Consider the following 16,368-nt stretch of genomic DNA (forward strand, 5'->3'; position numbering starts at 1 on the left):
GTCTGCGCCGGTGAACACATGGAGGTGAATTTTTTCAGCTGCTTCTTTTCACAAACTGCTGAAAAAAGCCGCCGAATGCCGGGATGACTGCTGAACCGGTTCAAGGGCTGCCGAATAAAGGAAGATCTGCCCTCATTTTTCATCGATTGATTCCATCGGACCGGGATTGAACGCGCGCCGGCCGGCTTGTTTTCTCCCGAAGTATCTTATTTGTCCGCCCTGCCCGGGCATTCGCCGACTAAGAGATCATGCAATTTTCCTGCCGAACGGGCCCATGTATATTTTTGAGCATTCTTTATACCCTTGTTGATCAGGTCCCGGCGCAATCCGGCATCGGTCAGTACCTTGGCCATTGCTTCGGCTATTTGATCGATATCCGCCGGATCGACCAGCAGAGCGGCATCTCCGCATACCTCCGGCAATGCGGAGACGTTGGAGGCGACGACAGGGGTGCCGGCAGCCATTGCTTCCAGGACAGGGATGCCGAATCCCTCATAAAGCGATACAAATATTTTAAGATCGGCTAATTGATAAAATGCCGCCTTGTCCGCGTTCTCCACCCGGCCGACAAATCTGACAAATGGCCGGATGCCTAACTCCTCCGCCATTTTTTTCAGCGGTTCATTGCCGTTTGTGATGACCAGATGAACGTTTGTTCTGAGTGCCTGCGGGATTCGGGCATATGCTTTGAGAATGGAGCCGACGTTTTTATGCTTCCTTGCTGAACCGAAATATAAAATAAATTTCTCCGGCAGCCGATATTTTTCCCTGACCGATTCCAGCTGAACCCGGTCGACCGGGTTGTTGAATTCCGCAAAATCGACGCCGTCGGGTATGACATGAATCCTATTGTGAGGAATATGAAAGTAGGCCGCAATATCATTTCTGGAATAGTCCGATACGGTCAGAATCGTATCCGAGCGGCTGACGGCATCCTGAACGTAGCTCAGAAACGTTTTTCTGACAGCTGCACTTTCAACCTCCGTTTTCAGCGGGATCAGATCGTGAATCGTTGTCACGACTTTTCCGTCAAATTTAGTTCTAGGCAGCTTATGGTTGAGGTATAAATAAATATCGCTTTTTCTCCGGCAGATCTGATGCATATAGACGGGAAATATTTTTAAGTGAGTGTTATAGGCAATCCTTGCAGGCAGATGGAGGATCTTTACAGCAAAATGAAATCTTTTGAAATTTTTTCTTTGCAGCCCTCTGGCGTAAAAAACATTTCCCGAACAGTCCAAATCTTTGTAATTCATTAATTCCATAATGATTCTGTTTTCGTAGACGCCGATTCCTATATGAAAATGATTGACTTCCTGCATGCCAAAGTCGACTTTCAGCACAGCACGCCCCTCCCGGACCGGAAATTGCATGGGCTCTTCAGGCCTCAGAAGCACGTCTGCGGTGCGAAAGAACCCATATCTTTTTTATTGTAGGATATTGGACGGCCAGAACGGCTGCAAGCAGGCCGATATTAATGAAAAACGTATCGCTTGCAGGAAGCAGATTCAGAAACGCTCCGGCCAGAAGAACGAGAAAAACGATGTGATGCTTGACGACGGGGAACCTCATTCCGTTTGTCGCGGAAAAATGCGTCCGTGCGGCAAAAAAGAAGATGTAAGAAATAGAGGTGGCCATCGCGGCGCCGACCGCTCCGAATTTCGGAACGAGCAGGACGTTGATGATAACATTGGGAATGAGGGCGATGAGGCCGACCCATATACTTAAATAGCTTTTCTTTGAAAAGACGATGCCGAGGCACGTAGTCTCGCTGACCGTGTAGATAATCGGCTGCAGGCACAGGAAACCGATGATATATCGGGAGTCCGCATATCCGGGGGATAACAGCAGAACGATCAGATCCTTGAAAATTAAGATGCCGGCGGCAAGCACGGACATGCCGAGTAAAATCGAATCGCTGACGGTTTTAAAATAACGGATGTTTTTTCCTTCAGCATACCAGCGATAGGCCGTCGGCACCCAGAAACTCGTGAAACTGGTCTGGACAATGGACAGGGCAGCGGCAATTTTCAGAGTGGCCGTAAAGATGCCGATCTGGTAAAAGTCGCTCCATGTTCGCAGAGACAGCCGATCCATCGAATCGAGCAGGCTGGAGAGCGAGGTGGCGACAACGATCGGCAGACCGAACGCAATCATCGCTTTCAACAGGCCCGTGTCCAGTGAAAAATGTTTCAGGTTGAAAAGGCTTCTGTATCTGAAAAGCAAATAGAGATCGCCGAGAATCTGACCGAAAACAGCCGAATAAACAACCGCGAGAAAATCGCGTCGGATGAAAAAAATAAAAAACAAAGTCAGCACAAGAACGGCGAATTTGACAAAGATATTGAGCAGGGAATACTCCAGTGCTTTTTCCTGCATCCGGATAGAGAGGAGAATAAACCGTTCGAACACCATAAAAACGATCATGACGCCGAACAAAACGGCCGGGAGCTTGTCGCCCGGACTGCCGAATAACAGCCGGGAAACCGTTGCAGGCAGAGCAAGAGCCGCAAAAAGTGTGCAGAACGCTAACAAAAGCGGCAGCAAGAGGGCGTTCTGAAACAGATTCTGCTTATTCTCCGTATCATGATATTCCCTTGTGTAAGCCTGATCCACTCCAAAAAACAGGAAAGTCGCAAAGATCATCTGGAAGAGCGTGAACATGCTCGCTTTGCCGTATTCATCCGGACTGATAAAATGTGTGGTCAGAGGGATCGTAATAAATGAAAGAAAAGCGCCGACAAACGGCCCAACCGAAAATCCGATAAATTTCCGTATAAAAGCTCTCATCCTATTGAACAATAGAGTTGGTTCTATTGCTTCCTTCCATAAAAATTCATTTTCAGTATGCCGGAATCGGCCGATTCATATAACCCGAACCGTCCGAAGAGGCCGAAAAGAAATATCCGGCGTTAGCATAAACATACCGCTTTAAAATTTTCATATCAAGGTATTCTTACTATTCTCAACAATTTTTACATGATCTTCATATAAACTTGATATTCGCAACACATAATATAACTATAATTCAAATATGGGTTGGCATCCGAAAAAAGAAAGTACGACGAGGTGGTTTTGTTGTGAATGCTGAAAAAGAACTCAATCTTTACGGCGACTATTCAATCGACAGTCAGCCCTGGGTGCCGCTGCCAAGACAGCTGAAATCCTATCTTTTTGTAAAAAGAGGGTTTGATCTGGCGGCGGCGGCGATCGGATTAATTATTGCAGCGCCCATAATCGGCATTTTTTCGCTCTTAATTGTACTTGAGACACCCGGATCTCCATTTTACATCCAGCAAAGAGTCGGTAAGAACGGAAAAAATTTCTACCTTATTAAACTTCGTTCGATGCGTAAAGATGCGGAAAAACAGGGGGCGCAGTGGGCGGCGGAGCACGATCCCCGCGTGACGAAGGTGGGAGCGGCCATCCGGAAAACGAGGATTGACGAGCTGCCGCAGCTGCTGATGGTATTGAAAGGGGACATGTCGATCATCGGCCCGAGGCCGGAAAGACCCGTGTTCGTGCAAAAATTCAATCGCGAAATCCAGGGATTTTCACGGCGTCTTGCGGTTAAACCGGGATTAACCGGACTCGCGCAGGTTAATGGCGGCTACAACATCTCGCCGCGAGAAAAGCTTAAATATGATTTGAAATACATTCACAATATCTCACCCGCTCTTGAATTCAAAATTCTATTAAAAACGATCAAGGTCCTGATTACGGGCGAAGGAGCCCGTTAGAAAATACGCGCCGGAGTATGGAGCGGATAGAAAATGGACATGTATGTATGAGAGGCTGCAGAGAGAGGATTTCCGTCAGACAGCGTGCAGATCATTGGCACCGTTATCATATTTTTTCATGTACTGCGTGCAGGGGTAGGCTCCTTCCGCGACTGAATAAAAAACAGCAAATGACTCAGGAGGGATTCTCATGAAAAAAGTGGTTGTAACAGGGGGAGCCGGTTTTATCGGATCGCATGTTGTTGAGACATTGCTCCGCCAGGATTATCAGGTCGCGGTGATCGACAACTTTGCAACGGGCCATCGTGAAAATATTGCCGGACTGCCTGTCGACGTCCATGTCTTCGATGTGACGGATCCCGATGTGATGGATCTGATTGTCTCTCTTCATCCGGACTCGATTGTCCATCTTGCGGCGCAAATCAGTGTCGCGCAGTCCGTGCGCGATCCTCTGTTTGATGAACAGGTCAATATAAAGGGCTCGCTTCATGTACTGCGTGCGGCTGTCCGGTCGTCAGTCAAAAAAATCGTTTTTGCCTCTTCCGCAGCGGTCTATGGAAGTCCCATCTCACTGCCGGTGACCGTCGGACACCCGACCTGTCCCGAGTCCCCCTACGGCCTGACCAAACTGACGGTTGAGCGCTACCTGCAGACATTCTACAAATTATTCGGCCTGCCTTACGCTATCCTGCGATTCAGCAATGTCTACGGGCCGAGACAGGACGCCGGGGGAGAAGGCGGCGTCGTGTCGATTTTCTCAGATTGCCTGAACCGGGACATTCCCCCCTTTATTTTTGGCGACGGAAAACAGACAAGGGATTTTATTTTTGTCAGGGACCTTGCATCGGCTGTTGTAAAAAGCCTTCAGACCGAAAAAAATCTATGTGTCAATATCTCTTCCGGCTCATCGGTGACCATCAATCAATTGTTCCGCATGTTAAGAAGCATTTCCGCTTCAAAAGTGAACGCGATCTACAAAGAAGCGCGTCCCGGAGATATTCGTGAAAGTACGCTTTCGAACAAAGAAGCGAAGAAACTTCTGAATTGGGAACCTGTGACCGACCTCTTCAAAGGCCTGCAGGAAACGCTTCGCTTTTCAAACCGTACACCGGCTTCATCAAATTAATGAGTGTCGAAGACAGTGGATGCAGGGCAGCGGCTTTGCCGGCCTGCTTTCTCACGGGGACGTCCGGCGGGACGGGATCTGCGGTTATGATGCATTCATTGCGAAAATGAAATGAAACAGGGAGCAAAACTGAATGGACAGCAACAGGGCAGTGAAACAGGCAACGGGGATACTGGCGATCCTGCTAGCGGGAATGATTGCCATCGGTTCGCTCGGATCGGGCCCCATGCAGCTCTTCTTTTTCTTTATATGGATCTGGGCCTTTATTATTTTAAGCCTCTATCTTAAGTCATTTCTGGATAACGGACAGCTGCTCAGAAGCGTCATGTATTTACTGCTGATTACCACGTTCTTTAATCAGTCATTTTTGAGTATCCGTTTCGGCTTTTTTTCATTATTTACGTACCGGCTCCTGCTGATTGCGGCGCTGATTGTCTTTTTTTTCTATATAGCCAGGCACGACGGTCTGTCTGCCGACTGGCGGCGGCTTCAGGTAAAGGGCATTCTGCTTTTTCTGCTGTTCTGGATGGCTTATGGCGGGGTCTCGTTAATTTGGTCAGAATCCGTGCTCGACGGCATCAAGTATCTCTTTCTGATGGGCGTCGGTGTGGCGTTTGTCTTCCTGTCGGTTTTTACGTTTACACGAATGAGCCGGCTGCTTACTTTCTACAGCATCTGGATGATTATGACGGCAGGCCTTCTTGTCCTCGGCCTGATTAACTATTTCGGACATATTCAGCTGCCGACGTCGGCGCTTTACGGGGCACCGCCCTACAAAATTGCTTATCCGACCGCTGTTTTTACGAATCAGAACGACTTTGCCACATTTTTAAGCATTTCTTTCTTCTTTTACCTGTCCGCGGCCAGAAATATTCTGAATACAGCCCGGCGGACGGCGGCGCTGCTGCTCGCGGGGCTTTCGTTTTTCATGATTGTCGTCACGGATTCAAGAGCGAGTGTCATCGGGATTGCCGTCGGAGGCATTCTTTATTTATTTCTCTTCCTTCCGCCGAAAGCAAAGAGAGCCAGCATCCTCGCCTGTTCGGCAGCGATCCTGTTCGGCCTGATCGTTTTTTCTAAAAGCCTGATCGCTAAATTCAGCGGGCTGTTTCTGGATACAGCGAGCTATTCGGTCAATGCAACCCTGTCGTCGAACGTGATCAGAGGCAATCTGCTGAAAGATACATTCCATTATCTGGCAGATACGTTCGGTCTGGGCGTGGGTGCGGGCAATCTGCCCTATTATCTTGAATATCAGCCGATTTCCGATACCGGCCATATTTACCAGGTGCATAACTGGCTGGCGGAGATTCTCGGCAACTTCGGCCTGATGATCGCTCTTGGGTATGTCACCATGTATGCCTGTCTGTTTGCCGGTTTATACAGAGCCAGCCGGCTTTGCAGCGGCCGGGCGCACAGGATGCTGATTGAAGGCTGCCTGACGGCGATGGCCGCCTTTGCCGTCTCGAGCGTCAGCCCGAGTTCGGTCAGCAACCTTTACTTTCACTGGGTATTTCTCGGCCTGCTCATTTCCGCCGTTTCCGTACTGAAAAATGAGGCGCTTAATGCGGGCGGCATAAATACAGGAAAAATCAATGACCATGAAGGAGCCTATTTATGAATATCGTTCACCGGCTGGCAGAAAGAGCCAAGAAATTTATATGGATCATCATTGCCGTTCCGTTGATTTTCGGTGCGGCCGGGTGGCTTGTTCCGATCGGCAAAACCGTTTCACCCTATACGGCGACGGCCACTATTGCTTTAGGAAGCTATTCGAATCCGGATTTTAATGATCCGAATCACGTCATGACTCTGCTGGGAAATTCCGCTTTTTTTCAGAAACAGCTGCCCGATTTATGGAAAACCCGCCAGAGTGAAATACTCAGCCAGCTCAAGGTGTCGGCAGTGAAAAATGAACTGATCCAGATTTCATTTACCGGAAAGTCAAAGAATGATGCGGTCGACACGGTCAACCGGATCGCAGACAGCTTTTTGTCGGCCGATCGCCAGCAGTACCAGAAAAGGGAAACATTGATTAATCAATCGATCAGTGCGCTGAAAACTGTTAAAATCAATGAAAATACGGCGGTCGACCGTCAGCGTTTTCTGTACGATCTGCAGACGGCAAAACTGAACATCAAACCCGCTCAATTGCTGGAACCCGCAGATGCTGCCGCCGGTCCGGGCGGGAGGGCCTTCTCATCAAAGCAGAGAGCTGTACTCGGAGTGATGCTGGGCCTGACGATTGTTTTCTTATGGATTGTTTTTCCTGAGCTTGTCCGTGAAAGACGGGAATAGGAGGACGCTGCCGTGCAGAATCATCCGCTTGTTTCGATCATCACACCTGCTTATAATGCGGCACAAACCATTGATGCGACCATTGATTCAGTGATGAAACAAACCGTGAAGGATTGGGAAATGATTATTGTCGATGACTGCTCGACGGACGGGACGCGTGCCAGGCTGGCGCGTGCTGCGGCATCAGATGCCCGTATCCGCGTCCTGTTTCTTGAAAGGAACAGCGGAGCCGCTGCCGCACGCAATCATGCTCTCGATCTGGCGCGAGGCCGGTATATCGCTTTCCTGGACAGCGATGACCGCTGGAAGAAGGATAAACTGGAAAAACAGCTGAAGTTTATGAGAAAATACAGCTATACCTTTACGTTTACCGGTTATGAGTATATCAGCCATGAGGGCGAGCCGCTGCATAAATGCGTCCGGGCGCCCCGTCGCGTAACCTACGCCGACATGCTGAAGAATACCATTGTCGGCTGCCTGACCGTGATCATCGACAGAGAGGCAGTCGGTGTTTTTCATATGCCGAATCTGCGCACACGCCAGGATCTGGCTACCTGGCTGGCGTTATTGAAAAAAGGCCGAGTCGCGTACGGCCTGGACGAACCGCTGGCAGAATACCGCATCGGCGGACCGGAGTCCCTTTCGCGCGATAAATGGAAGGCCGCCCGAAAAACATGGTATGTTTACCGCCGAATGGAGAAACTGCCGTTATGGCGCTCCTGCTGGTATTTCTGCAACTATGCAGCCAATGCCGTGATCAAACGGTTTTGATGCCGGATGTTTCCGGGCGGCCGGGGAATCCGTTATCTGGCCGATACGAAGGTGAAAAGAATCAGTGAAAAATATACATATTATCGTTGCGACCGGAGTCTGGGAGCAGGATAAGCTGCGCTACAGGCGGCATCGTCTTGCGGAATTTCTGCAGAATAAACCGGACACAGAGGAAGTGATCTGGCTGTGCCCGTCGCCCCGTCGGGTTGATCCATCGCCTAAAAGGCTTGTCAACGGAATCAGCCAATGGACGGTTCCGGATTTTCTTCCCCAGAGAGCATGCCGCTTCGGCCGCTATATGGATGAATTTTACAGGCGCAGGCTTCGGCCGCTTCTCTCTTATATCCGTGCTCAGGCCGGACAATGCCGTTTTTTTCTGTGGTTCACTTTTCCCGGATTTCCGCTGCTCGGCGATCTTTTCCCGTGGACACGGGTCATTTATGATTGCAGTGATCTGTGGACGTCGCCGATCGGCGGCCGATCCTCAGCCGCCGCCCGTTTCAGGCGGCGGGTGATCGCGAAAGCCGAACAGCGGATTATCGACCGGGCTGAAATTATTTTCTGTACATCCGATTATCTGTACCGCCGGATCGTGAGAAAGGTCGCTGCCGAGAAAATGGCGTGTGTATTTACATTCGAAAACGGTGTCGAGTTCGATCTTTTTTCCGGAAGTGCGCGGGCCGCGAACGTGCTTCCGGAAAATTTCAGAGGCACGGTGTTCGGATATATCGGAGGGATTAAACCGAAGCTGGATTTCAACCTGATCCGGCAGGCGGCCGAGAAAAAAAGCGACTGGCTTTTTCTGTTTGTCGGACCCGACGGAACCGGGAGGGCAAATCGTGAATTTCAGCAGCTGCTGATCCAAAAAAACGTATTGTGGACGGGGAGTGTCTCACCTGCGGATGTTTCCATGTACATGAATCTTGTGGATGTCGGCATCATGCCGTACAAACCGTCGCCTTATAATGAGGCGGTGTTTCCGCTGAAACTGTTTGAGTTCCTGGCCGCCGGCAAACCGGCAATCGGCGTTCATCTTCCGTCCACAAAGGAGTATGCTGAGAAAGGGATCTACGCGCATCTGGAGAGCAGCGATCCTGAATTATTTATTCGTTCCTGCGAACAAATGGCCGCTTTAAAAGACCAAAAGAATGCGGTCGGCAGGCGCCGGGCGCTTGCTAAATCCAGAAACTGGAACGGAATATTCCGCCATATGACCGATCTTGTCATGGGGGCGGAAAAATCCGGATAATGGAAATCTTTTTATCGGCCCGATATAAAATATGGAGGCTGTTGCATCAGTCGATTTTTCGGCTGTGAGGCGGCCTCCTTAATTTTTTATCCGGATTTCAGGAAGACTATAACAGACTGGCCAAAAGTCCGCCTCAGCAAAGGATTCCTAATTTTCTCATGGGTATTAATGGCCCGGAAATACCTTCATATCCGGATTTCTCATGGCCCTGATATAAAAATACGGGAATGGCTTTAAACATGAACGGAAAAACTTTTTGAAGCCTGAATCCGATCGGCGGCCGCTCCTTTGGGAAAGCTTCTTATTATTGTATAAGCAGTTCCACGGCAGAGACGGTCCGCCGAACGGACGAATCGAAAGGCCGGCCGGACTGGCTTTCCGATTACGAATTATTAACTTGACTTACGGTTGGTTCTGTATATAATATAAATTGAATTTTTATAGGAAACTTGTGAAAATCAACAGAAATCGAAGGATCCATTGAATATTTCATTTCTAATTGGAAATTATTCATAAATTTACTGCTTTTCCCCTGAATTTTGTAAACCGTTTCCCTTGTCGGACCTGATAAACAGGAAAGGCTGTGATGATAGGGTTGGAAAACAAACTGAAATTGTACGGCTTCAATAACCTCACCAAGTCGCTCAGCTTCAACATCTATGACGTATGCTACGCGAAAAGTGAACGTGAGCAGCGCGATTACATTTCTTACATTGACGAGCAGTACAATTCAGAAAGGCTGACCCACATACTGTGCCATGTAACCGAAATGATCGGGGCCCATGTATTGAATATCAGCAAGCAGGATTATGATCCTCAGGGCGCGAGCGTCGCCGTACTGATTGCCGAGCAGGAATTTCCGGCGGACCGGATCGATGCGTCCTGCAATCTGGGGCGGATCGGCAGTTTCAGGGGACGCGATACCGTGGTCGGCCATCTGGATAAAAGCCATGTTACGGTGCACACTTATCCGGAATTTCATCCGGGTAATGCCATTGCTACATTCCGGGTCGATATCGACGTGGCGACCTGCGGTGAAATCACTCCGCTGAATACGCTGAATTATCTGATCGGCAGCTTCGATTCCGATATCATCACAGCCGACTACCGTGTGCGCGGGTTCACGCGCGATGTGAATGGGAAAAAGTTGTTCATGGATCATCATATGACATCGATTCAGGACTATATCGACGATGCGACGCTTCAGAAATACGACGCGCTCGATATTAACGTTTATCAGGCCAACTTATTTCATACGAAAATGCTTATAAAAGAACTCGATCTGCAAAATTATTTATTTAACAGAGACGTGCTGGAGATTCCGCCGAGAGAACGGCTTAAAATCAGTAACAGTCTCCGCAGGGAAATGATTGAAATATACAGCGGTGCCAACATCTTTGATTAGTGGGGAAGGTAAATAAATGAAGCAGCTTTCACAGGAAAGAGCGCCCGTCCTTGAGGCGCTGAACCGTTATAAATCGATGCGGGTCGTCCCCTTTGATGTTCCCGGGCACAAACGGGGCAAAGGAAACCGGGAGCTGACTGACTTTTTAGGCGAACGGTGCCTGACGGTGGATGTGAATTCGATGAAGCCGCTGGATAATCTGTGCCATCCGGTCTCAGTTATTAAAGAAGCGGAGGAGCTTGCTGCAGAAGCTTTTGGCGCACGCCACGCTTTTTTTATGGTGAACGGGACGACTTCCGCCGTTCAGAGCATGGTGATGAGTGTCTGTAAAAGAGGGGACAAAATCATCATGCCGCGAAATGTGCATCGCAGCGCGATCAACGCGCTGATTCTGAGCGGAGCGATCCCCGTCTACGTGAATCCGGGTGTCAATACGGATCTGGGCATTTCACTGGGCATGTCGTTTGCGGACGTCAAACAGGCGATCCTTGAAAATCCGGATGCGAAGGCCATCCTGATTAACAATCCGACGTATTACGGGATCTGTTCCAATCTTAAGGCGATTACCGAGCTTGCACACTGGCACGGGATGCGGGTGCTCGTTGACGAGGCTCACGGCACACACTTCTATTTCGGAAAGGACCTTCCTCCTTCGGCGATGTCGGTCGGGGCGGATATGGCGGCCGTCAGCATGCATAAGTCGGGCGGTTCGCTGACACAGAGTTCTCTCCTTCTGATTAACAATGATGTCAGCGAAGGCTATGTCAGACAGATCATTAATCTGACACAGACGACGAGCGGCTCCTATCTGCTGATTTCATCGCTTGATATTTCACGCAGGAATCTGGCACTGAGAGGCAGCGAAATCTTTCAAAGGGTAACCGACATGGCGGCGTATGCCAGAGAGGAAGTCAACGGTATCGGCGGTTATTATGCTTTTTCGCGGGAACTGATCAACGGAGACACGATCTTTGATTTCGATGTGACCAAACTTTCGGTTCACACGCTCGACATCGGGCTTGCCGGGATTGAAGTCTATGATCTGCTCCGCGATGAGTACGATATTCAAATTGAATTCGGCGATATCGGCAATATACTCGCTTACCTGTCGATTGGCGACCGAAAGCTGGATCTGGAACGTCTCGTTTCCGCCCTTTCGGAAATCAAAAGGCGATACACAAAAGACAAAACGGGCATGCTCAGCCAGGAATATATCAAGCCGCAGATCATCCTGGCTCCGGCGGAAGCGTTCTATGCCGAAAGCGAGCCGCTGCCGCTTGAAGAAAGCGTGGGCAGGGTCTGCAGTGAGTTTGTGATGTGCTATCCGCCCGGAATTCCGATTCTGGCCCCCGGAGAGAAAGTCACCCCGGAGATTGTGGAATATATCCAATACGCGAAGGCGAAGGGGTCTTTTCTGACCGGTACTCAGGACAGCCAGGTCAGCCAGATCCGGACGATAAAGGAGCGATGAGGTTGGAACTGTGGTTTACGGAAAAACATACGGAAAACGTCACTTTTTCAATCAAGGTGAATAGGCAGCTGTACTGCGGGCAAAGCGATTTCCAGCGTATCGACGTTTTTGAATCTAAAGAATTCGGCCGTTTTCTGACATTGGACGGATACATGATGCTGACTGAAAAAGACGAATTCATCTATCATGAGATGATTGTCCATGTCCCGATGGCTGTCCATCCCGCGGTAAAAAGAGTGCTCGTGATCGGCGGCGGCGACGGGGGAGCGGTCCGCGAGCTTGTTCGCTATCCTTCGATCGAACGGATCGATCTTGTGGAAATTGACCGGCAGGTTGTGGACGTGTGCAGAAAGTATCTGCCGCAGACCGCCGGCCGGCTGGATGATCCCCGTGTCTCCATTTATTATGAGGATGGTTTGAAATTTGTCCGGACACGGGAAAATGTATATGATTTAATCATTGTCGATTCAACCGATCCGTTCGGGCCCGGAGAAGGGCTGTTCACTAAAGAATTTTACGGGAACTGCTATAAAGCGCTGACCGCGGAAGGGCTGATGGTCAACCAGCAGGAAAGTCCTTTCTATCCGGTGGACGCCGTTGCCATGCAGCGCGCGCATAAACGGATTGTCGAATCCTTCCCGATCAGCCGTGTCTATCAGGCGCATATCCCGACTTATCCCTCCGGGCACTGGCTGTTCGGTTTTGCTTCAAAAAAGTATCATCCGGTCGCAGATTTCGATGCTGCGAAGTGGAGAGATCTTGGCCTGAAAACAAAGTATTACAACACAAAAATTCATGTCGGCGCCTTTGCGCTGCCGAACTATGTGAAAAAACTGCTGGAGGAGGTGGAACCGGGCTGATCCGGTTAACGGCTGAACGGCCGATGAACCGCACAGTCCGGACGAACCATCGATCCTTTAAAGCAAAGGTGAATTTTAAATTATTGGGGGGACGTGAACATGGGCAAGGCGTTGATTATCGGGGCAGGCGGCGTCGCCAGCGTTGTAATCCACAAGTGCTGCCAGAATTCCGGCGTTTTTGAAGAAATCTGCATTGCCAGCCGCACACTTTCGAAATGCGAGGCGCTGAAAAAGAAACTGGACGGAGGAAGGACGAAGATCCGGACGGCTCAGGTGGATGCCAGTCATGTACCGGAGCTGATCGCGCTGATCGAACGTTTTCAGCCGGATATTGTGATTAACGTGGCGCTTCCCTATCAGGATCTGACGATTATGGACGCCTGTCTTGCGACGAAGGTTGACTACGTGGATACGGCAAATTATGAGCCGGAGGATACGGCCAAATTCGAATACAAATGGCAGTGGGCTTACCGTGACCGCTTTAAAGAAGCCGGGATTACGGCACTGCTTGGCAGCGGATTCGATCCGGGCGTTACCGGCGTCTTCTCCGCTTATGCCCAGAAACATTATTTCGATGAGATTCATGCGATTGACATCCTGGATGCGAACGCAGGCGATCACGGCTATCCGTTCGCGACCAACTTCAATCCGGAAATCAATATCCGCGAAGTAACGGCGAAAGGCAGTTATTTTGAAAACGGCCGCTTTATAGAGACCGAACCGATGTCGATCAAACGGGTTTATAATTTTCCGCAGATCGGGCCGAAAGATATTTATTTGCTCCACCATGAAGAAATGGAATCACTGGCGCTTAATATAAAGGGCATTCAAAAAATCCGGTTCTGGATGACTTTTTCCCAGAGCTACCTGAACCATCTTCAGGTTCTGCAGAATGTCGGCATGACATCGATTGAACCGATCGACTATGAAGGGCAGCAGATTGTTCCGCTTCAGTTTTTGAAGGCGGTTCTGCCCGATCCAGCGTCTCTCGGGCCAAGAACGAAGGGCAAAACGAATATCGGCTGTATTTTCCAGGGCGTAAAGAACGGAAAACCGGTCACTTATTACCTGTACAACATCTGTGATCATCAGGAATGCTACCGGGAAGTCGGATCGCAGGCTGTCTCTTATACAACCGGCGTCCCGGCAATGATCGGTGCGGCGATGGTAATGACCGGAAAATGGAAACGGCCGGGCGTCTTCAACATTGAAGAATTCGATCCCGATCCGTTTATGGATGCTTTGAACCGATTCGGTCTGCCGTGGCATGAAAGTTTTGCTCCCGAGCTGGTTGATTGAGGGGGCGGCTGATGGACATCAATTTTAAGGCGGCGCCTTCACCAAGCTATGTGGTCGATGAACGGCTGCTCATTAAAAATCTTGAAATCTTGAAATCGGTTCAGGAGCGCACCGGCTGCCGCGTTCTGCTTGCCCAGAAAGCCTTTTCCATGTTTTCGCTTTATCCGCTGATCGGCCGGTACCTGAGCGGCGTGGCATCAAGCTCCCTGTTTGAGGCGCGTCTCGGTTATGAGGAGATGGGCAAGGAGGTCCATATCTACTCACCGGCCTATAAGGAAAGTGAATTTGATGAAATTCTGAAAGTGTCCGATCACATTGTCTTTAATTCGTTCAGCCAATGGCGCAGGTTCAGAGAAAGAATTGAAACGGCTCCCAAAAAAGTGGCATGCGGCATCCGCATCAATCCGGAATACTCCGAGGTCGAAAAGGGCCTCTATGATCCGTGCGCTCCATACTCCCGCATGGGTGTAACGGAGTCCGGCTTCAGGCCGGAAGAACTGGAAGGGATTGACGGACTGCATTTTCACACTCTGTGTGAGCAGAATTCAGATGTGCTGGAGCGTACGCTCCGGACTGTAGAGCGGAAATTCGGCAAATATTTGAAAAAGATGAAGTGGATTAATCTCGGCGGCGGCCATCATATCACGAAGCCGGGCTACGATATCGAGACCCTGATCCGCTGCATTCTGCTGATGAAAGAAAAATATGGGCTCCAGGTTTATCTGGAACCGGGGGAAGCAGTGGCGCTGAACAGCGGCTATCTGGTTTCGACGGTACTGGATATCGTGGAAAACGGGATGAAGGTCGCCATTCTTGACGCTTCGGCAACTTGTCACATGCCCGATGTACTGGAGATGCCATACCGTCCGGGAATCATCGGAGCCGGAAAGCCGGGAGAGAAGGCCTTTACGTACAGACTCGGCGGGCCGACCTGTCTCGCCGGCGATGTGATCGGCGACTACTCGTTCGAAGAACCGCTGAAAGTCGGCGACCGGCTTGTCTTCCGCGATATGGCCATCTATTCGATGGTTAAAAACGATACATTCAACGGTGTCGGCCTGCCCGCCATTGCTGCTTATAATGATACAGAAGGGCTGCGGATCATCAGACAGTTCGGCTATGAAGATTTCAAAATGAGACTGTCATGAAGAAACGGCGGGTCCGCGCCTTCATTTGAATAGCTGACTAAACAAAAAGCGTTCCACCTGAGTTCAGGCGGAACGCTTTTTCAATTCTGAACTAACATCCGGATAGCACCGGCACAAAGGGGTGGGCCGCTGATCGCAAAAAACGCGCCGCCCGTCGGAATAAGCTGCCGTTTGCTGCTTGATCGGATATATCTGTACCGCCATTTCTTCGTTTACGAAGTTCTTTACAGAAAACGAATGATCTGGTGCAGGAGCATCGAACGGTGCAACATCAATAGGAATGAAGTAAAAAGCTGTGAAAATATGGATTGATGCATTTTTTGTCACGCCGGCTGAGTCAACCCGGTTTCTATTTGGATTTCAGCCGTATTCGGGGCAAGTCCGACGCCATTGGGACTCGTCGACCGATAAACGAGGTATGTTGACCGATAAAATTGCCGCGCCGACCGATAAACGAGATACGTTGACCGATAAAATTACTGCGTCGACCGATAAACCGGGTATGTTGACCGATAAGGTTGCGCGCCGACTGATAAACCTTCCTGAGATCGGGCTGTTTAACGTTTCGGAGCGATTTTTTCGGATTTTGGAGCGGTTCGAATCCGATTCGGAGCAGGTTAGGCCCGATTCGGAGCGACCTTCCGACGATTCGGAGCAGGTTTGACCCGATTCGGTGCGCTTTTTCGGCATTTCGGTGCGTCTGTAGCCGGATTCGGAGCAACCTCTCTTGTTTGGTGCGATTCTTTTCTATTTCGGAGCGACTTCCCGACGATTCGGAGCAGGTTTGACCCGATTCGGTGCGCTTTTTCCGCATTTCGGTGCGTCTGTAGCCGGATTCGGAGCGACCTCTCTTGTTTGGTGCGACTCTTTTCTATTTCGGAGCGACTTCCCGACGATTCGGAGCAAGTTAGGCCCGATTCGGTGCAACTTTTCGGCATTTCGGTGCGTCTGTAGCCGGATTCGGAGCAACTGCTCTTTTTCGGAGCGACTTCCCGACGATT

At 49.9% G+C, this 16,368-nt stretch carries 13 protein-coding genes; 11 read left to right on the plus strand and 2 right to left on the minus strand.

What is annotated here, in order from left to right; all coding sequences use genetic code 11:
- Nucleotides 1-206 precede the first annotated feature (206 nt).
- Together OYT88_RS10805 and OYT88_RS10810 are read right to left on the minus strand one after the other, a co-directional pair.
- Nucleotides 207-1,343 carry a glycosyltransferase family 4 protein gene (locus OYT88_RS10805; RefSeq protein ID WP_274399965.1) on the minus strand — a complete coding sequence of 379 codons (1,137 nt, stop codon included), beginning with the start codon at nucleotides 1,341-1,343 and terminating at the stop codon, nucleotides 207-209.
- Nucleotides 1,344-1,380: 37 nt separating this feature from the next.
- Nucleotides 1,381-2,802: a lipopolysaccharide biosynthesis protein gene (locus tag OYT88_RS10810; protein WP_274399967.1), complete on the minus strand. Its 1,422-nt coding sequence runs from the start codon at nucleotides 2,800-2,802 to the stop codon at nucleotides 1,381-1,383.
- Between the two features lie 320 nt (nucleotides 2,803-3,122).
- On the opposite strand from OYT88_RS10810, the gene OYT88_RS10815 reads away from it, so the two are divergent.
- The 11 genes from OYT88_RS10815 to nspC all read left to right on the plus strand — a co-directional run bounded on the left by OYT88_RS10815 (nucleotide 3,123) and on the right by nspC (nucleotide 15,367).
- Nucleotides 3,123-3,740 carry a sugar transferase gene (locus OYT88_RS10815; RefSeq protein WP_443217509.1) on the plus strand — a complete coding sequence of 206 codons (618 nt, stop codon included), beginning with the start codon at nucleotides 3,123-3,125 and terminating at the stop codon, nucleotides 3,738-3,740.
- A 190-nt stretch (nucleotides 3,741-3,930) separates the two neighbouring features.
- Nucleotides 3,931-4,866, plus strand: coding sequence for an NAD-dependent epimerase/dehydratase family protein (locus OYT88_RS10820; protein WP_274399971.1), 936 nt, complete (start codon nucleotides 3,931-3,933; stop codon nucleotides 4,864-4,866).
- 133 nt (nucleotides 4,867-4,999) lie between these two features.
- Entirely contained in the window at nucleotides 5,000-6,487 is a 1,488-nt protein-coding gene (gene tuaE / locus OYT88_RS10825) for a teichuronic acid biosynthesis protein TuaE (protein ID WP_274399972.1), read from the plus strand.
- Nucleotides 6,484-7,164 (plus strand): hydrolase, encoded by a 681-nt coding sequence (locus tag OYT88_RS10830; RefSeq protein ID WP_274399973.1) that lies wholly within the window; start codon nucleotides 6,484-6,486, stop codon nucleotides 7,162-7,164. Before tuaE ends, OYT88_RS10830 begins: the two co-directional genes overlap by 4 nt.
- Nucleotides 7,165-7,176: 12 nt before the next feature.
- Entirely contained in the window at nucleotides 7,177-7,935 is a 759-nt protein-coding gene (gene tuaG, locus OYT88_RS10835) for a teichuronic acid biosynthesis protein TuaG (RefSeq protein ID WP_274399974.1), read from the plus strand.
- Between the two features lie 64 nt (nucleotides 7,936-7,999).
- The gene (tuaH, locus tag OYT88_RS10840) at nucleotides 8,000-9,184 is read left to right on the plus strand and encodes a teichuronic acid biosynthesis protein TuaH (RefSeq protein WP_274399975.1); all 1,185 of its coding nucleotides are present in this window, start codon (nucleotides 8,000-8,002) and stop codon (nucleotides 9,182-9,184) included.
- 586 nt (nucleotides 9,185-9,770) lie between these two features.
- Nucleotides 9,771-10,589 (plus strand): adenosylmethionine decarboxylase, encoded by an 819-nt coding sequence (speD, locus tag OYT88_RS10845; RefSeq protein ID WP_274399976.1) that lies wholly within the window; start codon nucleotides 9,771-9,773, stop codon nucleotides 10,587-10,589.
- A 16-nt stretch (nucleotides 10,590-10,605) separates the two neighbouring features.
- Complete coding sequence (locus OYT88_RS10850) at nucleotides 10,606-12,060, plus strand: aminotransferase class I/II-fold pyridoxal phosphate-dependent enzyme (protein WP_274399977.1); 1,455 nt, start codon at nucleotides 10,606-10,608, stop codon at nucleotides 12,058-12,060.
- A gap of 2 nt (nucleotides 12,061-12,062) precedes the next feature.
- On the plus strand, nucleotides 12,063-12,920 hold the full coding sequence (speE, locus tag OYT88_RS10855; RefSeq protein WP_274399979.1) for a polyamine aminopropyltransferase: 858 nt from the start codon (nucleotides 12,063-12,065) through the stop codon (nucleotides 12,918-12,920).
- Nucleotides 12,921-13,019: 99 nt separating this feature from the next.
- The gene (locus OYT88_RS10860) at nucleotides 13,020-14,219 is read left to right on the plus strand and encodes a saccharopine dehydrogenase family protein (protein ID WP_274399980.1); all 1,200 of its coding nucleotides are present in this window, start codon (nucleotides 13,020-13,022) and stop codon (nucleotides 14,217-14,219) included.
- 11 nt (nucleotides 14,220-14,230) lie between these two features.
- Nucleotides 14,231-15,367 (plus strand): carboxynorspermidine decarboxylase, encoded by a 1,137-nt coding sequence (nspC, locus tag OYT88_RS10865; protein ID WP_274399981.1) that lies wholly within the window; start codon nucleotides 14,231-14,233, stop codon nucleotides 15,365-15,367.
- Nucleotides 15,368-16,368 lie beyond the last annotated feature (1,001 nt).

This window comes from Sporolactobacillus sp. CQH2019 (assembly GCF_028765345.1).
GTDB lineage: Bacteria > Bacillota > Bacilli > Bacillales > Sporolactobacillaceae > Sporolactobacillus.

Excerpts from the sequence above, each read along its gene's own strand:
- OYT88_RS10820 (WP_274399971.1), top strand. The coding sequence starts at position 3,931 with ATGAAAAAAGTGGTTGTAACAGGGGGAGCCGGTTTTATCGGATCGCAT.
- tuaE (WP_274399972.1), top strand. The coding sequence starts at position 5,000 with ATGGACAGCAACAGGGCAGTGAAACAGGCAACGGGGATACTGGCGATC.
- OYT88_RS10830 (WP_274399973.1), top strand. The coding sequence starts at position 6,484 with ATGAATATCGTTCACCGGCTGGCAGAAAGAGCCAAGAAATTTATATGG.
- speD (WP_274399976.1), top strand. The coding sequence starts at position 9,771 with ATGATAGGGTTGGAAAACAAACTGAAATTGTACGGCTTCAATAACCTC.
- OYT88_RS10850 (WP_274399977.1), top strand. The coding sequence starts at position 10,606 with ATGAAGCAGCTTTCACAGGAAAGAGCGCCCGTCCTTGAGGCGCTGAAC.
- OYT88_RS10860 (WP_274399980.1), top strand. The coding sequence starts at position 13,020 with ATGGGCAAGGCGTTGATTATCGGGGCAGGCGGCGTCGCCAGCGTTGTA.
- nspC (WP_274399981.1), top strand. The coding sequence starts at position 14,231 with ATGGACATCAATTTTAAGGCGGCGCCTTCACCAAGCTATGTGGTCGAT.